The 21,696-nt window shown below is 72.8% G+C and carries 19 protein-coding genes and 1 pseudogene; 5 read left to right on the top strand and 15 right to left on the bottom strand.

Going from position 1 to position 21,696, the window contains the following annotated elements; all coding sequences use genetic code 11:
• The first annotated feature begins 31 nt into the window (after positions 1-31).
• Positions 32-1,921 (top strand): arginine decarboxylase, encoded by a 1,890-nt coding sequence (gene speA / locus D0Y53_RS04260; protein WP_117201958.1) that lies wholly within the window; start codon positions 32-34, stop codon positions 1,919-1,921.
• Positions 1,922-1,950: 29 nt separating this feature from the next.
• Here the strand turns inward: speA and D0Y53_RS04265 are convergent, their stop codons facing one another.
• From D0Y53_RS04265 to radC, 7 genes are all read right to left on the bottom strand, one after another.
• Positions 1,951-2,703, bottom strand: a complete 753-nt coding sequence (locus tag D0Y53_RS04265; protein ID WP_117201959.1) for an SDR family NAD(P)-dependent oxidoreductase — start codon at positions 2,701-2,703, stop codon at positions 1,951-1,953.
• Between the two features lie 49 nt (positions 2,704-2,752).
• Positions 2,753-3,136: a hypothetical protein gene (locus D0Y53_RS04270; protein WP_117201960.1), complete on the bottom strand. Its 384-nt coding sequence runs from the start codon at positions 3,134-3,136 to the stop codon at positions 2,753-2,755.
• A gap of 108 nt (positions 3,137-3,244) precedes the next feature.
• Entirely contained in the window at positions 3,245-3,625 is a 381-nt protein-coding gene (locus D0Y53_RS04275; RefSeq protein WP_117201961.1) for a hypothetical protein, read from the bottom strand.
• 56 nt (positions 3,626-3,681) lie between these two features.
• On the bottom strand, positions 3,682-4,473 hold the full coding sequence (locus D0Y53_RS04280) for an SGNH/GDSL hydrolase family protein (protein ID WP_117201962.1): 792 nt from the start codon (positions 4,471-4,473) through the stop codon (positions 3,682-3,684).
• 38 nt (positions 4,474-4,511) lie between these two features.
• Positions 4,512-5,240, bottom strand: a complete 729-nt coding sequence (locus D0Y53_RS04285) for an SPOR domain-containing protein (protein WP_117201963.1) — start codon at positions 5,238-5,240, stop codon at positions 4,512-4,514.
• On the bottom strand, positions 5,241-6,941 hold the full coding sequence (gene argS / locus D0Y53_RS04290) for an arginine--tRNA ligase (protein ID WP_386724508.1): 1,701 nt from the start codon (positions 6,939-6,941) through the stop codon (positions 5,241-5,243). It abuts the gene before it with no gap.
• A gap of 659 nt (positions 6,942-7,600) precedes the next feature.
• Positions 7,601-8,275: a RadC family protein gene (radC, locus tag D0Y53_RS04295; RefSeq protein ID WP_117201965.1), complete on the bottom strand. Its 675-nt coding sequence runs from the start codon at positions 8,273-8,275 to the stop codon at positions 7,601-7,603.
• Positions 8,276-8,391: 116 nt separating this feature from the next.
• On the opposite strand from radC, the pseudogene coaBC reads away from it, so the two are divergent.
• The 3 genes and pseudogenes from coaBC (at position 8,392) to D0Y53_RS04310 (ending at position 12,450) form a co-directional block, all read left to right on the top strand.
• A pseudogene (gene coaBC / locus D0Y53_RS04300) lies at positions 8,392-9,620 on the top strand (bifunctional phosphopantothenoylcysteine decarboxylase/phosphopantothenate--cysteine ligase CoaBC).
• Complete coding sequence (dut, locus tag D0Y53_RS04305; protein ID WP_117201966.1) at positions 9,617-10,114, top strand: dUTP diphosphatase; 498 nt, start codon at positions 9,617-9,619, stop codon at positions 10,112-10,114. Before coaBC ends, dut begins: the two are co-directional and overlap by 4 nt.
• A 14-nt stretch (positions 10,115-10,128) precedes the next feature.
• Positions 10,129-12,450 carry a phosphomannomutase/phosphoglucomutase gene (locus D0Y53_RS04310; RefSeq protein WP_117201967.1) on the top strand — a complete coding sequence of 774 codons (2,322 nt, stop codon included), beginning with the start codon at positions 10,129-10,131 and terminating at the stop codon, positions 12,448-12,450.
• A 117-nt stretch (positions 12,451-12,567) separates the two neighbouring features.
• On the opposite strand, the gene D0Y53_RS04315 is transcribed toward D0Y53_RS04310, so the two are convergent.
• A complete protein-coding gene (locus tag D0Y53_RS04315; protein ID WP_117201968.1) occupies positions 12,568-12,807 on the bottom strand; it encodes a hypothetical protein in 240 nt (79 codons plus the stop codon).
• A 93-nt stretch (positions 12,808-12,900) separates the two neighbouring features.
• On the opposite strand from D0Y53_RS04315, the gene D0Y53_RS04320 reads away from it, so the two are divergent.
• Positions 12,901-13,677, top strand: coding sequence for an SDR family oxidoreductase (locus D0Y53_RS04320; protein ID WP_117201969.1), 777 nt, complete (start codon positions 12,901-12,903; stop codon positions 13,675-13,677).
• A 34-nt stretch (positions 13,678-13,711) separates the two neighbouring features.
• On the opposite strand, the gene D0Y53_RS04325 is transcribed toward D0Y53_RS04320, so the two are convergent.
• From D0Y53_RS04325 to D0Y53_RS04355, 7 genes are all read right to left on the bottom strand, one after another.
• On the bottom strand, positions 13,712-14,335 hold the full coding sequence (locus D0Y53_RS04325; RefSeq protein WP_117201970.1) for a hypothetical protein: 624 nt from the start codon (positions 14,333-14,335) through the stop codon (positions 13,712-13,714).
• Complete coding sequence (locus D0Y53_RS04330) at positions 14,335-15,030, bottom strand: DUF4124 domain-containing protein (RefSeq protein ID WP_117201971.1); 696 nt, start codon at positions 15,028-15,030, stop codon at positions 14,335-14,337. The genes D0Y53_RS04325 and D0Y53_RS04330 overlap by 1 nt, the downstream gene beginning before the upstream one ends.
• Positions 15,031-15,103: 73 nt before the next feature.
• Complete coding sequence (tsaC, locus tag D0Y53_RS04335) at positions 15,104-15,667, bottom strand: L-threonylcarbamoyladenylate synthase type 1 TsaC (protein ID WP_117201972.1); 564 nt, start codon at positions 15,665-15,667, stop codon at positions 15,104-15,106.
• 159 nt (positions 15,668-15,826) lie between these two features.
• A complete protein-coding gene (locus D0Y53_RS04340) occupies positions 15,827-18,415 on the bottom strand; it encodes a DNA topoisomerase I (RefSeq protein WP_117201973.1) in 2,589 nt (862 codons plus the stop codon).
• A 168-nt stretch (positions 18,416-18,583) separates the two neighbouring features.
• Complete coding sequence (locus D0Y53_RS04345; RefSeq protein WP_117201974.1) at positions 18,584-19,090, bottom strand: DUF494 family protein; 507 nt, start codon at positions 19,088-19,090, stop codon at positions 18,584-18,586.
• A gap of 203 nt (positions 19,091-19,293) precedes the next feature.
• Positions 19,294-20,424 carry a DNA-processing protein DprA gene (gene dprA / locus D0Y53_RS04350; RefSeq protein WP_117201975.1) on the bottom strand — a complete coding sequence of 377 codons (1,131 nt, stop codon included), beginning with the start codon at positions 20,422-20,424 and terminating at the stop codon, positions 19,294-19,296.
• 75 nt (positions 20,425-20,499) lie between these two features.
• On the bottom strand, positions 20,500-21,669 hold the full coding sequence (locus D0Y53_RS04355) for a LysM peptidoglycan-binding domain-containing protein (protein ID WP_117201976.1): 1,170 nt from the start codon (positions 21,667-21,669) through the stop codon (positions 20,500-20,502).
• Positions 21,670-21,696 lie beyond the last annotated feature (27 nt).

Raw genomic sequence — 21,696 nt, forward strand, 5'->3', positions numbered from 1 at the left:
AAACTGCGTGCCTGTTCGCAAGGATCCGCCGATGCGCGTCTGGTCGCTCGAGCAAGCCCGCAAGACCTATTCGATCCCGCACTGGGCGGACGGCTATTTCGACGTCGACGCCGCGGGCCGCATGGTCGTGCGCCCGCGCGGCGCCGACGGCCCGGCAATCGCGCTGCCGGAGGTGGTCGATGCCGCGCGCGCCGGCGGCGCCAAGCTGCCGCTGCTGCTGCGCTTCCCCGACATCCTCGGCGACCGCCTGGGCAAGCTGCAGGCGGCGTTCGCACAGGCACAGGCCGACTGCGACTACCGCGGCGGCTACACCGCGGTGTATCCGATCAAGGTCAACCAGCACCAGGCCGTGGCCGGCACCCTGGCCGCGCACGCCGGCGAGGGCTTCGGCCTGGAGGCGGGCAGCAAGCCCGAGCTGATGGCGGTGCTGGCGCTGTCGCGCCCCGGCGGGCTGATCGTCTGCAACGGCTACAAGGATCGCGAATACATCCGCCTGGCGCTGATCGGGCGCAAGCTCGGGCTGCAGACCTACATCGTCATCGAGAAGCCCTCCGAGCTGCGGCTGGCGCTGGAGGAAGCCGCCGCGCTGGGCGTGCGCCCGGGCCTGGGCGTGCGCATGCGGCTGGCGTCGCTGGGCGCGGGCAAGTGGCAGAACAGCGGCGGCGACAAGGCCAAGTTCGGACTCAGCCCGCGCCAGCTGCTGGACCTGTGGAAGGCGCTGCGCGACAGCGGCATGGGCGACTGTCTGCAGCTGCTGCACTTCCACATGGGCTCGCAGATCTCCAACGTGCGCGACATCGCCCGCGGCATGCGCGAGGCCACGCGCTACCTGGTCGAACTGTCGAAACTCGGCGCCGCAGTGCGCTACATGGACGTCGGCGGCGGCCTGGGCATCGATTACGAAGGCACGCGCTCGCGCAGCGAGTGCTCGATCAACTACGGCCTGGCGCAGTACGCCTCCAGCATCGTGCAGCCGCTGGCGGAGGCCTGCGCAGCCGCCGGCCTGGCGCCGCCGCGAATCGTCACCGAGTGCGGGCGGGCGATGACCGCGCACCACGCGCTGCTGGTGGCCAACGTCGCCGAGGTCGAGGAGGCGCCGGAAGGCCGGGTGCCGCCGGCGCACGACGACGAGCCGGCGGTGATCCGGCGCCTGCGCGAGGTCCATGGCGAACTCGACGTGCGGCCGCCGGTGGAACTGTTCCACGAAGCCCAGCACCACCACAGCGAAGGCTTGTCGCTGTACGCGCTGGGCCAGCTCGACCTGGTCCACCGCGCGCGCATCGACGACCTGTTCTACGCCATCGCGCACGCGGTGCGGGCGCGCCTGACTTTCGCCGAAAAGAGCCATCGCGAGCTGCTCGACGAGCTCAACGAGCGCCTGGTGGACAAATATTTCGTCAACTTCAGCGTGTTCGAGTCGATGCCCGACGTGTGGGCGATCGACCAGGTGTTCCCGATCGTGCCGATCGAGCGCCTGGACGAGGCGCCGACCCGGCGCGGCGTGGTCGCCGACCTGACCTGCGATTCCGACGGCAAGATCGACACCTACGTCGAGAACGAGGACCTGGACTCCTCGCTGCCGCTGCACCCGCTGCGACCGGGCGAGAGCTACCGGTTGGGCTTCTTCCTGATCGGCGCCTACCAGGAGATCCTGGGCGACATCCACAACCTGTTCGGCGACACCGATGCGGTCCAGGTGCGGCTGACCGGCGACGGCTATGCCGTGACCCAGCAGCGCCGCGGCGACACCACCGACGTGATGCTGGACTACGTCGGCTACACGCTCGACGCGCTGCGCGCCGAGTACCGCGCGAAGGTCGCCGCCGCCGGCCTGCCCGCCGCCGAGGCCGCACGCATGAACGCCGCGCTCGAGGCCGGCCTGACCGCCTACACCTACCTCAGCGACGAACCGCAGGGCTGACGCCCGGCGCAGGGCTCCCGCGCGCGGCGCTAGGCGTCGCGCGCGACCTGGAAGCCGGCGAACGACTGGCTGGTCGGCATCAGTTCCAGGCGGTTGATGTTCAGGTGCGGCGGCAGGGTCGCGATCCAGTAGATCGTCTCGGCGATGTCCTGCGCGGTCATCGGCTGTGCGCCCGCGTACAGCGCGTCCGAGGCGGCCTGGTCGCCGTGGGTGCGCACCACGGTGAACTCGGTTTCGGCCATGCCCGGCTCCAGCGTGGTCACCCGCACCCCGGTGCCGTGCAGGTCGGCGCGCAGGTTGAGCGAGAACTGCGACACGAAGGCCTTGGTGCCGCCGTAGACGTTGCCGCCGGTGTACGGGTACTTGGCGGCGGTGGAGCTGACGTTGACGATCGCGCCGCGGCGCTCGACCAGGGTCGGCAGCAGGGCGCGGGTCAGGGTCACCAGCGCGACGACATTGGTGTCGATCATCGTGCGCCAGTCCTCGAGGCTGGCGTGCTGCGCCGGCCGCGTGCCCAGCGCCAGGCCGGCGTTGTTGAGCAGCAGGTCGACGCCGCGGAACGGCGCCGGCAGCGCCTGCAGCGCGGCCTCCAGCGCCGCGGCGTCGCGCAGGTCGAACGCGGCCGCGTGCACCCGCTCGGCGCCGTGCGCGTCGACCAGCGCCTGCAGGCGTTGCGCGCGGCGGCCGCAGGCGACCACGCGCCAGCCGGCGGCGGCGAAGCGGTCCACGGCGGCGCGGCCGAAGCCCGAGGTCGCGCCGGTGATGAAGGCGGTCTTGGTCATGCGCCGATTCTACCGGCGCCGGCGCGCGCCCGGGCGCCGGGTCAGTCGGTCAGTCGGCCGCGTCCTCGTCGGCGAGCAGCCAGTCCAGCGCCGACTGGCTGTCGTGGAAACGCTGCACGGCGACGTGGCGGGCAGAGGCCAGGTTCTCGATCAGGCGGTTGCCGTGGTCGTGCGGGTTCACCACGTAGGCCAGGCGGCTGTCCCGGATCTGCGGCGTGGTCGCGAGCACGGTGGCGAAGGAATTGCTCAGGCCCAGCGCCTCGGCCACGGGGCTGGCGGCGCTGAGGTCGATCAGCAGGCGCCGGTACTGCACCGGCGCCAGCACGCGCATGGCTTCCTGCACGGCGGCGTGACGCTCGGCGATGGTGATGGTGCCGCGGTAGACGACGCGGACGAGTCGATGCTGCGGTTCGACGGTAACCGTGAAGGACATGCCCTGCCCGCGACGTTGGGAATGGGCGATTGTGCAGAACGCGCGCGCATTCGCCAACCCGTGGCGGCACCGGTGCTCAGGTCGGGTCACGCCGGGTGACGACAGTCTTCACTTGCGCCGCTTGCCGGCTCCGGTGCGTGCCGGCGTTTTGACCGGGCGCGGCGGTTTCGCGGCGGCGGGCGGCGCGGTGGCGGCGGACTTGCGCGGCTTGCCGCCGCCGCCCTTGCCGCGGGTGCGCGCCCTGGTCGCCCGGTGCTTGCGCAGCATGTCCTCGGCCAGCACCACGTCCTCGGAGAGGATGCCGGCGGCGCGGGCGATGGCGATGCGCGCGGCGGCCTTGTTTTCGTCGGGATTGGCCAGCAGCAGCTCGCGGATCGCCTCGCGCAGCGCGGCTTCGGCGTCGTGCTTGAGTTGCAGGTCGCGGCCCTGGCGGAACAGCCCCAGCAGGGCGTCGACCACGGGTTTGACCAGGGCGGCTTCGATCGGCATGGGCGGTCCTCCTGCAGCGGCCCATGCTGCCGGACCGGGGTCTCAGGCGCCGCGACCTAACCGCCCGCGCGCGGCGGGGCTTCCAGCACCGCGGCGCGGATCGCCGCCCACTGCGTGGCGCCCAGTGTCTGGCAATCGGCCGGTGGCCTGGGGTACTGCGAGGCCAGACGATCGGCATGGATGCCGCTGCCTTCCCAAGCGAATCCGCAGCTGCGTGGCGGTGCAGAGGCCGGCAGCGACGCGTGGTCCAGCGTCGCCAGCACGCTGGCTGCCGCGAGCCAGGTCCCGATCTGCGTCGGATGACCGTCCGCGCGCAGGGCGGCGCCGGTCGTCGTGACGTCCAGCGCCTGCAGGGCGGCGCCGACGTCGGCGGTGTCGATGCCCTGGGCCGAAGCGACTTCGTGGACTGCCGCGCTCAGGGCGGCCTGCGCCGCCGGAACCGTCTGCCAGGTCGCATACCACACCGGTCGCGCCCGATGGGCCCGCACCAGCATCGAAGCGTCCCTCAACGCGCGCGGCGCGTCTTCGCATTCGGCATGGTGCGGCGGGCACAACGGCCAGCCCCCCACGTCCTGCAGGACGACCACGTCGAACCGCTGCGCGGAGAGGATCGATGCAAGGACCCCGTCATCGAGACGCTGGCGCAGGCGGCCACCGCCGACGACGAGCATGTCGACATCGGCCGACTGGCCCGGATGCGCAACGGCATGCAGCGTCGCAAACCTGGCCGGCAGATCGTTGTAATAGACCAGGCTGTTGCCGACGAACAGCACCCGCAAGGGCGGGCTGGACCGGGTGGGCTGGCAGCTGCCGGCCATCAGCGCCAGTGCGCACAGCGACAGCGTCATCAGGCATCGCCTGACGGCGCTGCCGGAGCGCAGGCCGGTCACTTCGCCTTGATCGCCAGCGCCGGCAGGCCGCCGCTGGCGAGCTTGCGCTTGGCTTCGGCCAGTTCGGAGGCGCTGCCGTAGGGGCCCATGCGCACGCGATAGACGGTCTTGCCGCCGATGCTCGCCGACTCCACGCGCGCGCCCAGCCCGAGCAGGGCGATCCGCGCCTTGACCGCCTCGGCGTCGCCGGAGGCGCCGAATGCGCCGGCCTGCAGCAGGTAGGGAGTGTCGTTGCCGCTCGCGGCGGTCGCTGTCGGCGCGGCGTCGGCGGGAGCGGCCGCGTCGGCGTCGGCGGCGGCCGGCGCGGCGGCGGGGTCGGCCGCGACGGCTGCGGCCTGCTGCGCCTGGCGCGCGGCTTCCGCGCGTGCGGTGGCGGCGAGTTCGGCGTCGCTCATCGCGACCTCGTCGGCCGGCAGCAGGGTGTAGAAGTCGTACTGGGTGCCCTTGGGCTTGTCGGCGGTCGCGGCCGGCGGATCGCCGCTGCCGGCGCTGCCTTCGGGCACGATCGCGTCCTCGGCCTCGGCGCTGGCCACCGCCGGTTGCGCGTCGGGGTTGGGGCGGGGGCGGAAGAAGCCGTCGCCCTGGTCGGACTTCAGCAGCTTCGGCGCTGCCAGCACCGCCACCACCGTGAGCACGATGCCCAGCACCATCCACGCCCAGCCGGGCAGGCCCGCGCCGTTGCCGTTGTTGCGTCGCGCCTGCGACTTGCCGCGTCGTGCTGCCACTTACATGCTCTCCGGTGCGTTCACGCCGATCAGGTCGAGGCCGTTGGCCAGCACCTGCCGGGTGGCCTGCGCCAGGGCCAGGCGCGCGTCGCGCAGCGCGGCGTCCTCGACCAGGAACTGATGGTCGTTGTAGTACGACTGGAACGCCTGCGCCAGCTCGTGCAGGTAGGCGGTGAGCAGGTGCGGCTCCAGGTGTTCGCCGGCGGCGGCGACCACGTCGGGGTAGCGCGCCAGCTCGGTCAGCAGCGCGTGCGTGGCGGCGTCGCCCGGGTCCGGCGCCTGCGCCAGGCCGCGGTCCGCGTCCCAGGCCAGGCCGCGTTCGCGCGCCTGCCGGAACAGCCCGCAGATGCGCGCGTGCGAGAGCTGCACGTAGTACACCGGGTTGTCCAGCGACTGGCTGCGCGCCAAGTCGATGTCGAAGGTCAGTTGCGAATCGGGCTTGCGCGCCAGCAGGAACCAGCGGGTGGCGTCGCGGCCGGCCTCGTCGATCAGGTCGCGCAGGGTCAGGTAGCTGCCGGCGCGCTTGGAGAGCTTCACCTCCTCGCCGCCGCGCATCACCGTCACCATCTGGTGCAGCACGTACTCCGGCCAGCCTTGCGGGATGCCGCAGTCCAGCGCCTGCAGTCCCGCGCGCACCCGCGCCAGCGAACCGTGGTGGTCGGCGCCGAGCTCGGTGATCGCGCGCACGTAGCCGCGCTGCCACTTCGACAGGTGATAGGCGACGTCCGGCAGGAAGTAGGTGTAGCTGCCGTCGGACTTGCGCATCACCCGGTCCTTGTCGTCGCCGAACTCGGTGGTGCGCAGCCACAGCGCGCCGCCTTCCTCGTAGGTGTGGCCGTGGGCGACCAGCGCGTCCACGGTCTCCTCCACCTTGCCGTCGGCGTACAGCGAGGACTCCAGGAAGTACACGTCGAAGGCCACGCCATAGGCGGCCAGGTCCGCGTTCTGCTCGCGGCGCAGGTAGGCGACGGCGAAGCGGCGGATCGCGTCCAGGTCCTGCGGATCCTTGGCGCCGGCCACCGCGTGGCCTTCGGCCTCGACGCTGTCGCCGCGCAGGTAGGCCTGGGCGACCTCGACGATGTAGTCGCCGCGATAGCCGTCCTCGGGCCAGGACGGATCGTCGGGCGTCTTGCCCAGCGCACGCGCCTGCACCGAGCGGGCCAGGTTGTCGATCTGCGCGCCGGCGTCGTTGTAGTAGAACTCGCGCTTGACGTTCCAGCCGTTGGCGGCGAGCACGCGGGCGATGCAGTCGCCGATCACCGCCGCGCGGCCGTGGCCGACGTGCAGCGGGCCGGTCGGGTTGGCGCTGACGTACTCGACCCCGGCGCAGCGGCCCTGTCCGGAGTCGTTGCGGCCGTAGCCGGCGCCCGCGTCGAGGATCGCGCGCAGCTCGCCCTGCCAGGCGTGTGCGGCGAGGCGGAAATTGAGGAAACCCGGGCCGGCGATCTCGACCGCGGCGATCGCGTCGCTGGGCGGCAGCGCCGCGACCAGCGCCTGGGCGATGGCGCGCGGATTCGACTTCGCCGGCTTGGCCAGCAGCAGCGCCGCGTTGCTGGAGAAGTCGCCGTGGCTGCGGTCCTTGGGGCGTTCGATCACGAACGCCGGGACGGCGAGGTCGGCGGGCAGGGCGCCTTGCGCGCGCAGCGTGGCGATGGTCTGCTCGACGAGGGTGCGGACCAGGGCGCGAAGCGGGGTTTTCACGGGGATCGGCGACGTTCTCAACGGCCCCGCATTGTACGCGAGCGCCCCCGCTTTCGCGGGCGACATGCCCGTGCGCTCGCCGCGACAGCCACCGATGCCGACATCATCGCCCCCGCTCCTGTCGGCCGCAGACCGTAACCGCACATGCCTGGCGGCGGTGACGGGTGCCCTTGCGACGGGCAACGGCTTTCTTGGACCGGCGCGGACGTGGGGGCGAGACCGCGCCTTCGATCCTGACGTTTGCGTTGCCCAGCCTCGCCATGCGGGAACCTCTTCGGCTGAGGCCAGTGGCCCGGCCTGTGCGGACACACCTTGAATCCATCCCGCAAGTGCGGAAACATCTGCGAGGGAAGCCGGCGGCCCGGCCTGTGCGGGACACGCCGTGAATACGTCCCTGTAGGCTCCTCGGCGGCATCCATGCCGCCGACGGTCCCGCACAGGCCGGGCCACCGGCTTCTGCACAGTGAGTCGGCGCCTGCAGAAAAAAGCCGCCCGAAGCGATGGACTCCAAGCTCACGAAGTCGCCGGCCGGCGGGCTGGGGGTGCGGAGAGTGGACCATGGAGGGTCCACGACCCGACTTAAAGACAGGAGGTCGTCAGGAGGGCGCAGCACCCCCAGCCCGCCGGGCGGCGACTCCTTCCGAAGCCGATCTTCCGCGTCAGACCCAGCCGCGGGCGGCGAGGGAGGCGGGCGCGCCGTCGCCGACCACGAAATGGTCGAGCAGGCGGATGTCGACCAATGCCAGCGCCTGCTTCAGTCGTGCGGTGACGGCGCGGTCGGCGGCGCTGGGCTCGCTGCTGCCGCTGGGATGGTTGTGGCCGACGATCGCCGCCGCGGCGTTGTGCGCGAGCGCGCGCCGCACCACTTCGCGCGGGTGCACCTCAGCGCCGTCGACGGTGCCGCGGAACAGCTCCTCGAACGCCAGTGCGCGATGGCGGGTGTCCAGGAACAGCACCGCGAACACCTCGTGCGGATGCCCGCGCAGGCGCTGGGCGAAGTAGCGGCCGGCGGCGCCGGGGTCGGTCAGCGCCTCGCCGCGCTCCAGCCCGGCGGCGAGGTAGCGATTGCACAACTCCAGTGCGGCATTCAGCTGGCAGGCACGAGCCAGGCCGAGCCCGGGCAGGCCGGCCAGTTCGGCCGGGCTGCGCTCCAGCAGCGTGCGCAGCGGACCGTGGGCGGCGAGCAGCCCGCGCGCGGTCGTCACCGCGTCCTGCCCGCGCAGGCCGGAGCCCAGGAACAGCGCCAGCAACTCGGCGTCCGACAGCGCCGCGGCGCCGCGGGCGACGAGCTTTTCGCGGGGACGTTCGGCGGCGGGCCAGTCGCGGATCTGCATGGCCGCAGCATCCCGCCCGGCGCAGCCGCGCGGCATCGGCCCCCGGCGGGGCTTCGGGTAAGCTAACGGCTCGCTTGCACGTAGGAAATTTCCTACCGATGACCGAGGTATCGACCCTGGCCGGCGCATCGCAGGCCCTGGCGGAGCGGCGGGTGCTGCTGTGCGTCAGCGGCGGCATCGCCGCCTACAAGGCGGTCGAACTGGTGCGGCGGCTGCGCGAGGCCGGCGCCACGGTGCGGGTGGCGATGACCGACAACGCGCAGCGCTTCGTCGGCGCGCAGAGTTTCCAGGCGGTCTCGCACCAGCCGGTGCGCACCTCGCTGTGGGACCCCGCCGCCGAGGCGGCGATGGGGCATCTGGAACTGGCGCGCTGGGCGCAGCAGGTGCTGATCGCGCCGGCCAGCGCCAACCTGCTGGCCAAGCTCGCGCACGGCTTCGCCGACGACCTGGTCAGCACCCTGTGCCTGGCGACCACCGCGCCGCTGGCAGTGGCGCCGGCGATGAACCATCGCATGTGGCTGCATCCGGCCACGCAAGCCAACCTCGCCACCTTGCGCGCGCGCGGCGTGCAGGTGATCGGCCCCGACGACGGCCCGCTGGCCGAAGGCGAATCCGGCCCCGGGCGGCTGCGCGAGCCGGCGGCGATCGTCGCCGACCTCGCCGCGGGCGCGGCTGCGTGAGTGCCGCCACCCTGGCGGGCCAACGCCTGCTGATCAGCGCCGGCCCGACCTACGAGGACATCGACCCGGTCCGCTTCATCGGCAACCGCAGCAGCGGCAAGATGGGCTTCGCGTTGGCCGCCGCCGCCGCGCGCCGCGGCGCCGAGGTGGTGCTCGTCGCCGGGCCGGTGCACCTGCAAACGCCTGCCGGCGTGCATCGGATCGACGTGCGCTCGGCCGCGCAACTGCACGCGGCGGTGCTGGCCGCGCTGCCGGCCGATGCCTATCTCGGCGCCGCCGCGGTTGCCGACTGGACCCCGCGCACGGTCGCCGCGCACAAGCTGAAGAAGCGCGCCGGGGTCGACACCCTGACCCTGGAGCTGGTGCGCACCGCCGACGTGCTGGCTGCCGTCGCCGCGCATCCGCAGCGGCCGCCGCTGGTGCTGGGTTTCGCCGCCGAGACCGACGAGCTGGAGGCCAACGCCCGCGCCAAGCTCCTCGCCAAGCGCCTGGACCTGATCGCCGCCAACCGCGTCGGCGTCGCCGGCAGCGGCTTCGAGAGCGACGACAACGCGCTTACCGTGTACGGCCGCGACGGCTTCGCCCGGGCCCTCGGGCCGGCGCCGAAGACGCAGCTGGCCGACGCCCTGCTCGACCTCCTCGCCACCCGCCTGGCCCGCCCATGACCGATCCTTGCGCCCCGTCCGACACCCCGCCGCCCGCCGTGCAGCCGCTGCAAGTCAAGCTGCTGGACCCGCGCTACGGCCGCGACTGGCCGCTGCCCGACTACGCCACCGCCGCCAGCGCCGCGCTGGACCTGCGCGCGGCGCTGGACGCGCCGCTGGCGCTGGCCCCCGGCGATGCCGCGCTGGTGCCCTCGGGCCTGGCGATCCACCTCGCCGACCCGGGCCTGTGCGCGCTGGTACTGCCGCGCTCGGGGCTGGGCCACAAGCACGGGATCGTGCTCGGCAACGGCACCGGCCTGATCGATGCCGACTATCAGGGCCCGTTGCTGATCAGCGTCTGGAACCGCGGCGTCGAAACCTTCACCATCCAGCCCGGGGACCGCATCGCGCAGCTGCTGCTGCTGCCGATCGTGCGTGCGGCGCTGCAGGTGGTGGATACTTTCCAGCACAGTGCGCGCGGCGATGGCGGTTTCGGCCATACCGGCGTGCGCTGACGGGGAGCAAGACGATGACCGAGTCCAAACTGCGCCTGCGGCTGCCCGCCGCACAACTGCGTCGCCTGCTGCCGCTGCTGGCCGCGCTCTGCGTGCTGCTGGCGCTGTGGCTGGCCTGGAGCGGCTGGCAGCAGCTGCGCGATGCCCACCGCAGCCAGGCGCTGCAGCAGGCGCGCGACCTCGCGGTGCAGGGCACCGCGCATGCGTTGCAGCAGCAGCTCGACCGTCTCGGCGACCGCCTCGGCGCCTCGGCGTTGCAGGCGACCCTGGCGACCGGCGACGTCGCCGGCGCCGCGGCGCAGCTGAAAGCCGGCTGGCCGCGCGTGGAGCAGGTCGAGATCCTGCCGCCGGACCTGGACGCCGCCTACACCGGCCTGCCGCAGACCGGCTTCGGTCGGCTGGCGGCCGCCGAGGCGGCGCTGGAAGCCAATGCGCCGGTGGCGCGCATCGTCAAGGACGACGGAGTGCGGCTGGTGCTGGCCGCGCCGGCGCGCGCCGGCGACCGCGTCGCGGGCGTCGCCTACGTGCGACTGCCATTGGCGCTGGCGACGCAGCCGCTGCAGGGCGCCGCGGTTGCCGACGACAGCTACCTGGCGCTGCGCCAGGGCAACTACACCGTGCTCGAGCGCGGCGACCCGGCGCTGGCCACCAGTGCCGAGGCGCTGGCGGCCAAGGTCCCGGGCACCGCCCTGCGCGTGGCCGCGGCCCTGCCGGACGAAACCGTCGGGGCGTTCGGCCTCGGCGCGATCGCGTCGCTGGTCGTCGCCCTGGTGCTGCTGGGACTGGCGCTGGCGGCGTGGCTGGCGCTGCGCCGCGGCGTGGGCGCGGGTCCCGTCGTTGCCGCGGATTCCGCGTCCGCCGAGCCGACGCTGGCACAGGCGCTGCAGCAGGCGCCGGCGCCCGCACCAGCGGCGCCGGTGGCCGTCGCGGCCGCCGACGCCGCCAAGCCGGGACCGGTACGGATCGAGCGCGACATCTTCCGCGCCTACGACATCCGCGGCATCGTCGGCAAAACGCTGGACATCGGCGTGGCCGAACTGATCGGCCATGCCGTGGGCACGCTGATGTTCGAGCAGGGCCTGAACGACATCGTGGTCGGCCGCGACGGCCGCCTGTCCGGCCCGGACCTGGTCGCCGGCCTCGTCGAAGGCCTGCGCAAGGCCGGCCGCAACGTCATCGACATCGGCATGGTGCCGACCCCGGTGGTGTACTTCGCCGGCTTCCAGTTGCGCACCGGCTGCGGCATCGCCGTCACCGGCAGCCACAACCCGCCCGACTACAACGGCTTCAAGATCGTGGTCGGCGGCACCACGCTGTCGGGCGACGCCATCGTCGACCTGTACGCGCGCATCGCCGAGGACCGCCTGCATACCGCCGACGCCCCCGGCACCCTCGCCCAGCGCGAGATCGGCGACGACTACGTCGCGCGGATCGCCGCCGACGTGCAGATCGACCGCCGGCTCAAGGTCGTGGTCGATGCCGGCAACGGCGTCGCCGGCGGGCTCGGCCCGCGCGTGCTGGAGGCGATCGGCGCCGAGGTCACACCGCTGTACTGCGAGATCGACGGCAACTTCCCCAACCACCATCCCGACCCGAGCGAGCCGCACAACCTCGCCGACCTGATCCGGATGGTCGAGCGCCTGGATGCGGACCTGGGCATCGCCTTCGACGGCGACGGCGACCGCCTCGGTGTGGTCACCCGCGACGGCGCGATCATCTACCCCGACCGCGTGCTGATGCTGTTCGCGGCCGACGTGCTGGAGCGCAATCCCGGCGCGGTGATCGTGTACGACGTCAAGTGCACCGGGCGCCTGCCCGGGCACATCCTGCGCCACGGCGGCAGCCCGCTGATGTGGAAGACCGGACACTCGCTGATGAAGGCGAAGATGCGCGAGGTCGAGGCCGAGCTGGCCGGCGAGATGAGCGGCCACTTCTTCTTCGCCGAGCGCTGGTACGGTTTCGACGACGGCATCTACGCCGCCGCGCGGCTGCTGGAGATCCTCGCCGCGCATCCGCAGGCGCCGAGCGAGCAGCTCAATGCGTTGCCCAACGGCGTGTCCACGCCCGAACTCAAGGTCGACGCGCCCGACGGCGATCCGCACGCTTTCGTCGAGCGGTTCCGCCACGCGGCCCGGTTCGAGGGTGCGCGCAGTTCCACCATCGACGGCCTGCGCGTGGACTGGCCCGACGGCTGGGGCCTGGTGCGCGCGTCCAACACCACGCCGGTGCTGGTGCTGCGCTTCGACGCCGATACGCAGGCCGCGCTGGAGCGGATCCAGGCGACGTTCCGCGAGCAACTGCTCGCGCTCAAGCCGGACCTGGCGCTGCCGTTCTAGGCGAGACCGAGTCGCCGCTCTCCCCCAGCGCAAGCCGGGGCGAGCGGCGGCGCCGACGAATCCCGACGACTATCCGGCTTTTTCCGGGGCCGATGCGGGCAAGGACGCGCGCGGCGCTCAGCCGCCGGTTTGCGCGTCGATCTGCGCCCGCTGCTGCCTGGCCGCGTCCAGCACCTGCGGCTCGACCGCCTTGGCGCGGTCGAGCGGCCGCTGGATCGCATCGCGCAGTTGCGTCGCCCGTGGCGGGGTGGCCTGCGGTTCCGGCGGCCGGTCGGTCGGCGGCGGCTCGGGCCGGCTGCAGGCGGCGGCGCCCAGCAGCAGCGTGGATAACGCGAACGCACGGGCGATGACGGTCATGGCGGCGCGCTCCGGATAGCCGGGTGAGGACCCAAGCCACGCAGGCTATGCTACGCCGACGCGGCGGCCGCCGCCGACGACGGGACGAGGCCGATGGACAGCAACCGCTGGCGTCTGGACGGACAACTGGCCCTGGTCACCGGCGGCAGCGCCGGCATCGGCCATGCGATCGCGCGCGAGCTGCTCGGCTTCGGCGCGCAGGTGCTGATCGTCGCCCGCGACCCGGCCGCGCTGGAGCACGCGCGCGCGGACCTGGCCGACGAGTTCGGCCACGACCAGGTGCACGCGCTGGCCGCCGATGTCGCCGACGAGGAGCAGCGGCGCGAGATCCTGGACTGGGTCGAGGACCGCGGCGAGGGCCTGGACATCCTGGTCAACAACGCCGGCGGCAACCTCACCCGCGCCACCAGCGACTACACCGAGGACGAGTGGCGGCAGATTTTCGAACTCAACCTGTTCAGTGCCTTCGAACTGGCGCGCTACGCCTACCCGCTGCTCACCCGGCACGCGACCTCCAGCATCGTCAACGTCGGCAGCGTGTCCGGGCTGACCCACGTGCGCAGCGGCGCGCCCTACGGCATGGCCAAGGCCGCGCTGCACCAGATGACCCGCAACCTGGCGGTGGAATGGGCCGAGGACGGCGTCCGCGTCAACGCGGTCGCGCCGTGGTACATCCGCACCCGCCGCACCTCGGCCAAGCTGGCCGATCCGGACTACCTGGACGAGGTCCTGCTGCGCACGCCGATGGGCCGCGTCGGCGAGCCGGAAGAGGTCGCCGCGGCGGTCGCGTTCCTGTGCCTGCCGGCGGCCAGCTACGTCACCGGGGAATGCATCGCGGTGGACGGCGGCTTCCTGCGCTACGGGTTCTAGCGTCACCGGCGTCCAGGGCACCGCGGGGCACGCGTCAGGGGCAGGCGCTGTTGGCCAGCGTCGCGGCCAGTTGTTCGTATTCGAGCCGGCGCGCGTCGCCGGCGCCGGCGCCGGCGAACTTCCAGCGGAATTCGGCTTCGTCCACGCGCCGCTGCCAGGCCTGGCACAAGGCCTCGGCGGCCACCGGCTGGCATGCGTCGACCACGGTCTGGCAGGCGCGCGCGGCGCCTTGGGGGGAGACGCCGTCCAGTCCCACGACCTGCAGCGGGGCGCAGCGTTCCTGCGGCGTTGCCTCCTCGGTGAGGTACTGCTGCTGGTCCCAGGTGCTGCACTGGAACAGCGGCGGCGGCGGTTGGCGTGCGGCGGCCGGCACCGGCGGCGGCAGCGCGGCGGCGATCGCCGCGTCGGCCTGCGCCCGCTCCTCGGCCACGACCGCAGGCATGCGCACGTCGCGCGGCTGGTAGCTCGGCAGCGGCGGCGGCACGTCGATGACCTGCTTGCGTTGCCGCGTGCCCGGGGGACAGGCGACGTCGTTCTGCACGGTGACCTGGCCGCTGGCGTCGGTGCAACGGTAGATCACCACCTGCCGTTGCTGCGCCGTCACCGCGGCGGAGGGCAGCGCGCAACACAGCGCCGCGGCCAGCCAGGCGCGCCGCATCAGCGGGCTCCGCAGTCGCTGTCGAGGCGGGCGTTGATGCCGCGCTCCTCGACCCGCAGCAGGTCGCGCTCGGACGGCTGCGCATTGAAGAACCGGCGCCGAATCTCGTCGCGGCGGTCGCGCAGGCGGGCGCAGACTTCCGGCTGCGGAAGCGCATGGCAGGCGTCGCGGATCCAGGTGCCGGCGAGGGCCGGATACCACGGGTGGCCGGAATGCGCCGGCCGCGTCAGCACGCTGCCGCCGGCGTGCAGGCTGACGTTGCCGCCGGTGATGGCGAGGTCGGCACCGGCGTGCGCGTGGTGGTGCGGCGCGCGCGCCACCGGGTAGCCCAGCGTCCACAGCGGTACCCAGCGCGGGCGGCCCTCGGCGCTGTCGTTGGTGTAGCGCTCGCCGTCGGGGGTGATGCATTCGTACAGCGGCTGTGGCGCGCGCAGCACCAGGATCGGCGCCGGTGCGGCGGCGGCGGGCGGCGGGGGCGGCGTGGTGGCGATCGGTGCGGCGGCCGGCACGGCGTCGCGGGGGCGGACCATCGCCCGGGTTTCCTGGCGCTCGCCCGGCGCGCACGGCGTGTCGCGCAGGGTCAGGTGGCCACGGGCATCGGTGCAGCGGTAGATCGTGACCTCGCCCGCCGTCAGCGACGGCAGCGCCAGCAGCCACGGCAGGGCGAACACGAACCGGAGCGGGATGCCACGCATGCGCGCATCTTGCGCTGCCCCCGCAGCCGCGCCAAGCCGGCACCCGGGAGCGAGGTTTGCGCGGATTCAGCCCTCAACCGCGCAGGGTGGCGCCGCTGCGCGCGTCGCGGATGGTGCTGGGGCGGGTGCGCTCGCCGGTTTCGCCGGCAACGACGCCGTCGAGTGCGGCGCGCAGCGCCGGATCCAGCTCGGCCAGGCGCCGGGGCGGCGGCGCGCCGGCCGGATTGGCGCTGGTGGACACCAGCGGCGCGCCGAAGGCGGTGCACAGCGCGACCACGTCCGGGTGCGCGCTGACCCGCACCGCGACGCCGGCGTGGGCGCCGGTGATCCAGCGCGGCACCCGCGCCGTCGCCGGCACGATCCATGTGTGCGGGCCGGGCCAGCTGGCGTGCACCGCGGCGCGGCGCTCGGGCGGCAATGCGTCCCAGTCGAGCAGGCCGTCGAACTGCCCGGCCGCGGCCGCGATCAGGATCAGGCCCTTGTCGACCGCGCGCTGCTTGAGTGCCAGCAGGCGCCGCACCGCAGCCTCGTCGAACGGGTCGCAGCCCAGGCCCCAGACGGCCTCGGTCGGATAGGCGAGAACCCCGCCGCGGCGCAGCAGGGCGGCGGCGGCGAGGGGCGTGAGTTCAGTCGACATGGCCGCCAGCTTAACGCCGTCGCACCGGTTGCAGGCGTGGTCCGGTGGTGGGCGTGGTGCGGATGTCCGCACGCCGCGGTGGCCGGATGCGCAGTCATCGGGTCGCGCCACGTGCAACGGCGGCGTGGGTGCGGGCATGCCCGCCACCGGCGCGCCGCCTCAGAACGGCGCGTCGTCGCCGGTGGGCGCTTTCTTCACCACGCGCTTTCTGCCGCGCACGCCCTTGGCCGGCGTCGACAGCGAACCGGCGGCCTCGGCCGGCGCCGCGACCGGTTTGCGGACGGCGGCTCGCCGCGCTTTCGTCGCGGCCTTGCCGGCCGCTTTGCGGGTGGTCTTTTTCGCGGCCTTCTTCGCCGTCTTCTTCGCGACCTTTGTGGCGGGTGCCTTCTTCGCCGCGGTTTTCTTCACCGCCTTCGCCGGCGCCTTTTTCGCCACCGCCTTCTTGCCGAAACGGCCGCGCATCGGCTTGCCGGTTTCCTCCAGCAACTGCGTCACTTCCTCCAGCGTCAGCGACGCCGGTTCGCGGTCCTTGGGGATGCGGCCGTTGAGCTTGCCGTCGCTGATGTACGGCCCGTAGCGGCCGTTGAGCACCTGGATGTCGCTGCCCGGGAATTCCTTGATGATGCGGTTGCGCGCGATCTCTTCCTTTTCCTCGATCAGCGCCACCGCGCGCGCCAGGTCGATGGTGTAGGGATCGTCCTCCTTCTTCAGCGAGGCGTAGACGCTGCCGCGTTTGGCGAACGGGCCGAAGCGGCCGATGCCGACGCTGACCTGTTCGCCGCCGGATTCGCCCAGCTTGCGCGGCAGGCGGAACAGCTCCAGCGCATCGGCCAGCGCGATCGTGTGCATGCTCTGGCCCGGGCGCAGCGAGGCGAAGGTCGGCTTGTCCGCGTCCTCGGCGGTGCCGATCTGCGCGTACGGCCCGTAGCGGCCCAGGCGCACGCTGACCGGCTTGCCGCTCTTGGGGTCGGTGCCCAGCTCGCGCGCGCCGGTGGCCTCGGAGCGGTCGACCGATTCGGTCTTGTCGTCGACCAGTTCCTTGAACGGGCCCCAGAACTTCTCCATCAGCGGCACCCATTCCTCCTCGCCGCGCGACACCGCGTCGAGTTCGTCCTCGAGCCGGGCGGTGAAGTCGTAGTCGACGTAGCGGGTGAAGTGGCTGCTGAGGAAGTTGGAGACCGCGCGGCCGACGTCGGTCGGGCGGAAGCTGCGGCTTTCCATTTCCACGTACTTGCGGAACAGCAGGGTCTGGATGATCGAGGCGTAGGTCGACGGGCGGCCGATGCCGTACTCCTCCAGCGCCTTGACCAGCGCCGCTTCGGTGAAGCGCGGCGGCGGCTGGGTGAAGTGCTGGTCGGCGTGGATGCGGTCGAGCGGCACGCGCTCGCCCGGCTTCATCGGCGGCAGCTTGCGGCCTTCGTCCTCGTCGTCCTTGCCGCGGGTGTCCTTGCCCTCCTCGTACACGGCGAGGAAGCCGGGGTCGACCACGGTGGTGCCCGAGGCGCGGAAGCCGTGCGCGCTGCCGGCGGCGAGATCCACCGACACCGTGTTGAGCGTGGCCGGCACCATCTGCGAGGCCACCGCGCGCTTCCAGATCAGCTCGTACAGGCGGCGCTCGTCGTCGGACAGGAACCGCGCCACCTGCGCCGGCGTGCGCAGCGCCGAGGTCGGGCGCACCGCCTCGTGCGCTTCCTGCGCGTTCTTGGACTTGGTGGTGTAGAAGTTCGGCTTGTCCGGCAATGCGCGGGTGCCGAAGTCGCGCGCGATCACGTCGCGCAGTTCCGCCAGCGCCTCGGCCGACAGGTTGACCGAGTCGGTACGCATGTAGCTGATCAGGCCGACCGTGCCTTCCTCGCCGATCGCCACGCCCTCGTACAGTTTCTGCGCGACCTGCATCGTGCGCTTGGTGGTGAAGCCGAGCTTGCGCGCGGCTTCCTGCTGCAGGGTCGAGGTGGTGAACGGCGGCGACGGCCGGCGCTTGCGCTCCTTGCTGGCCACGTCGGTGACGTGCAGGGCGCCGCCGGCGGCCTGGGCGATGCGCTCGCGCGCCGCCTGCGCGCTGTCGCCGTCGGTGACGGTGAACTGCTCGAACTTCTTCCCGTCCAGCTTCACCAGCTTGGCGGTGAAGGGTTGCGAGGGATGCGCGCACTCGGCCTCGATCGACCAGTACTCGCGGGCGACGAAGGCTTCGATCTCCTCCTCGCGCTCGACGATCATGCGCAGCGCCGGCGACTGCACGCGGCCGGCGGACAGGCCGCGCTGGACCTTGCGCCACAGCACCGGCGACAGGTTGAAGCCGACCAGGTAGTCGAGCGCGCGCCGCGCCTGCTGCGCGTCCACCAGGTCGGCGGCGATCTGCCGCGGCTGCGTCATCGCCTCGCGGATCGCGCGCGGGGTGATCTCGGTGAACACCACCCGGTGCAGCGGCTTGCCTTCGAGCAGGCCGCGCTCGCGCAGGATCTCGGCGATGTGCCAGCTGATCGCCTCGCCCTCGCGGTCCGGGTCGGTCGCCAGGTACAGGGCGTCGGCCGCCTTCGCCGCCTTGGCGATCGCCTCGACATGGCGCTCGTTCTTCTCGATCAGGTCGTAGCGCATGGCGAAGCCGTGCGCCGGATCGACCGCGCCCTCCTTGGGCACCAGGTCGCGGACGTGGCCGTAGGACGCCAGCACGGTGAAGTCCTTGCCGAGGTACTTGTTGATCGTCTTGGCCTTGGCCGGCGACTCGACGATGAGCAGGTTCTTGGCCATGCGGCGGGGTCTCGTTCGGGGGTGTGCCGCGCCGCGGGGCGGCGGCGACACAAGGCGACGCCCGGGGCCGGCGGCCTCGGGCGTCGGGGGATTTGCTTAATACAGTGGAATCACGTCGCGGCCACGGCTGTCAAGCCGGGAGGGCCGGACGCGGGGTCCGGCGCGGGGCTAATGCACCGGTTCCGGCTCGTCCAGGAACATCTGTGTTTCCATCCAGGCGTAGGCGGCCTCGCTGCCGGGCTGGTTGAACAGCACCATCAGCACGACCCACTTCAGGTCGTCCAGATCCAGCTCGTCCTGGTCCAGGGCCATGGCCCGGTCCAGCACCAGCTCGCGCTGGTCGGCGTCGAGCACGCCGTGCTGTTCCAGGAACAGCAGGAAGCCGCGGCAGTCGACATCGAGCTTGTCCAGCTCGGGGCCGAAATAGACGCGGATCGGGCCGTCGGCGCGCGCGGCGCCGGCGTCCGGGCGCTGCGCGGCCAGGGCATCGAGCCAGTCGAACGCCTTGTGGATCTCGGCCGGGCTGAAGCCGGCCTGGGTCAGCTCGTCGAGCAGCGGGCTGTTGGCCAGCTGGTCCCGGCCGGGGAGCGGACGCTCGCCCGGTGGCGGGGCGGCGTCTTCGGTGAAGTAGTGCTCGAACAGGTACAGCAGGACGTCCAGGATGCTCTCTTTCATTTCCCTCGGCCTGCGCCGCGAGCGGCGCGTCGATCAGGAGTACCGGCGGCGCGCCTGGGCGCGTGCCGGTGTGTCGCCGTCGGGCGTCCTGCCCGCCGGCGTCGTGGCACCCTGCCGCGGCGGGGTGCCGCCGCCATCGGTCCGGCGATGGCGGTGGCGACGCGTCCTGCGTCGCGGCGCGGGAACCCCCCGGGAGCGGCTCCTCAGCCCTTGCGGGAATAGCGGCCGTGTTCCACCACCACGCGGCCTTCCAGCTCCATGTGCAGCAGCATGGAGGACAGCTCCGCGGCCGTCAATCCGGTGCGTGAGACGAGCCGATCCATACCTGTGGGGTCGTGCCCGAGGGCCTGCCACAAGCGCTGGGAGTCGGGGTCCTCGCGGAGCACGCCGGGGACGGACCCGGCGGTGGTCGTGGCTGGCGATGTGGGGGTCGCCAGGCGGCTGCGCAAGGCGTCGGCCAGGGCCGCGGCCACCGGGGCGATCGCGGCCACGACCTCCTGCGCCGATTCGACCAGGCCGGCGCCGTCGCGGATCAGGCGGTGGCAGCCGCGGGCCAGCGGGTTGTGGATCGAGCCCGGGACCGCGAACACCTCGCGTCCGGCATCGGCCGCCAGGCGCGCGGTGATCAGGGCCCCGGAGCGCTGCGCGGCCTCGATCACCAGGGTGCCCAGCGCCAGCCCGGCGAGGATTCGGTTGCGGCTGGGGAAATGCTCGGGGCGTGCGCGGGTCCCGGGCGCGTGCTCGCTGACCACGGCGCCGGCGGCGGCGATGCGCGCGTGCAGGCCGGCGTTGGCGCGTGGGTAGGGCACGTCCGGGCCGGTGCCGAGCACAGCCACGGTCAGGCCGCCGGCGGCCAGGGCGCCTTCGTGCGCGGCGGTGTCGATCCCGGTGGCCAGGCCGCTGGTCACCGCCAGGCCGGCCGCGGCCAGCGCGCGGGCGAAGTCGCCGGCGTTGTCGCGGCCGCCGGCGCTGGGCGAGCGGCTGCCGACCACCGCCACCGCCGGATGCCACAGCACTGCCGGGTCGCCGGCGACGAACAGCGCCAGCGGCGGGCTGGCGGTGCGCCGCAGCAGCGCCGGGTAGTCGGGGTCGTGCCAGCCGACGAGGTGGCGCCGCGGCGCCTGCAGCCAGGCCCGGCTGCGCGCCAGCGCGGCGCCGTCGGGGTGCCGCAGCGCCCGCCGCTGGTCGGCGTCCAGGCCCTGCCGGCGCCACGCCCGCGGGCCGGCGGCCAGGGCCGCCGCGGGCGTGGCGTGGGCGTCGAGCAGGGCGCGACGCGGCGCCACTGCGCCGCCGGCGGCATGCAGGAGCAGCAGGGCGTCGGTGTCCTCGAGCATGCCCGCAGGCTAGGCCGGAAACGGCGACGGCGCCCTCGGGCGCCGTCGCGATGAGCTGTCGGAAACTTCCGAATCTCAGTACGGCGCGTCCGGATGCTTGAGCTCGTAGCCCACGCGGGTCGGCTTGACGCTGTCCATCACCAGGCCGTAGCTCATCTTGTCGAAGGTGCGGAACACCAGCACGTGGCCGGCGAATTCGTCCGGCAGCCGCACCTTGGCTTCGTAGGGCACGGTCTCCTCGCCGCGCTCCGCGCCGTACTCGACCCGGTCCACGGCGTTGCTGCCCACGCGCCAGACCGAGAACACGGTGCCGTTGTCCACGCCCTCGCGCGCGCCGATCGACAGCGCGACCACGTCGCGCGGGCCGCCGGTGGTGAGCATGTCGGCCACCGCCAGCACCCGGGCACGGCCGTACTCGAGCTGCTGCGCCGGCGGGTGCGGGAAGAACTGCAGGTCGTAGGGCTGCGCATCGACCGCGACCAGGCGGTCGCCGATGCGTACCTCGCGCGCGGAGTCGTCCAGCAGCAGGGTGCTGGCCTTGATGCCGCCGACCTCGCCGCGGGTGATGGTGCCGGCATTGACCCGCATCAGCTCGTAGCCCAGGACCTCGTTGCCCTTGTCCGGAGTGACCACGTCGGTCCAGTAGTTCTGGGAGTCGGCGATCCGGCGGCCGCGGAAATCCAGGTCGTCCTTGTGGAACAGGTCGCAGCACATGCCGCTGCGGTCCAGGTGGGTGTAGCGCTGGGTCGGGCGCACCACCGCGTAGCGCTGGCCGGGCTGTGCGTCGGGCAGGCCGCGGACGTAGGCGAGCTGGCCCTGGCTGCTGCGCAGGCGGTCCTCTTCCAGGCCGACCACGTAGGGCAACTGCTCGAAGCCGTCGACCACGCGCAGGTCCTTCAGGAACGGTTCCACCTGCACCAGCGGGATCGCGTCGATCGGCGCGCCCTCGCGCGGGCCCGGCTGCACCGCTACGCGGTCCAGGTAGGCCAGCGAGATCACGTCGCCGGGGTAGATCAGGTGCGGGTTCTGGATCTGCGGGTTGGCCTGCCAGATTTCCGGCCACAGCCACGGCTTCTGCAGGAAGCGCCCGGCGATGTCCCAGAGCGTGTCGCCACGCTGGACGACATAGCGGTCGGGGTGGTCGCCGCGCATTTCCACGGCGGCCGCGTATGTCGCGACGGTCAGCAGCGCGACGGCGAAAACCGTGCGCAGCCCTTGAGAAAGGCGCTTAAGCTTGGCGGCCATCTACCCGCTCCCCTTGAGAATTTCCCC

The organism is Cognatiluteimonas weifangensis (assembly GCF_003416885.1).
GTDB classification, from domain to species: Bacteria; Pseudomonadota; Gammaproteobacteria; order Xanthomonadales; family Xanthomonadaceae; genus Cognatiluteimonas; species Cognatiluteimonas weifangensis.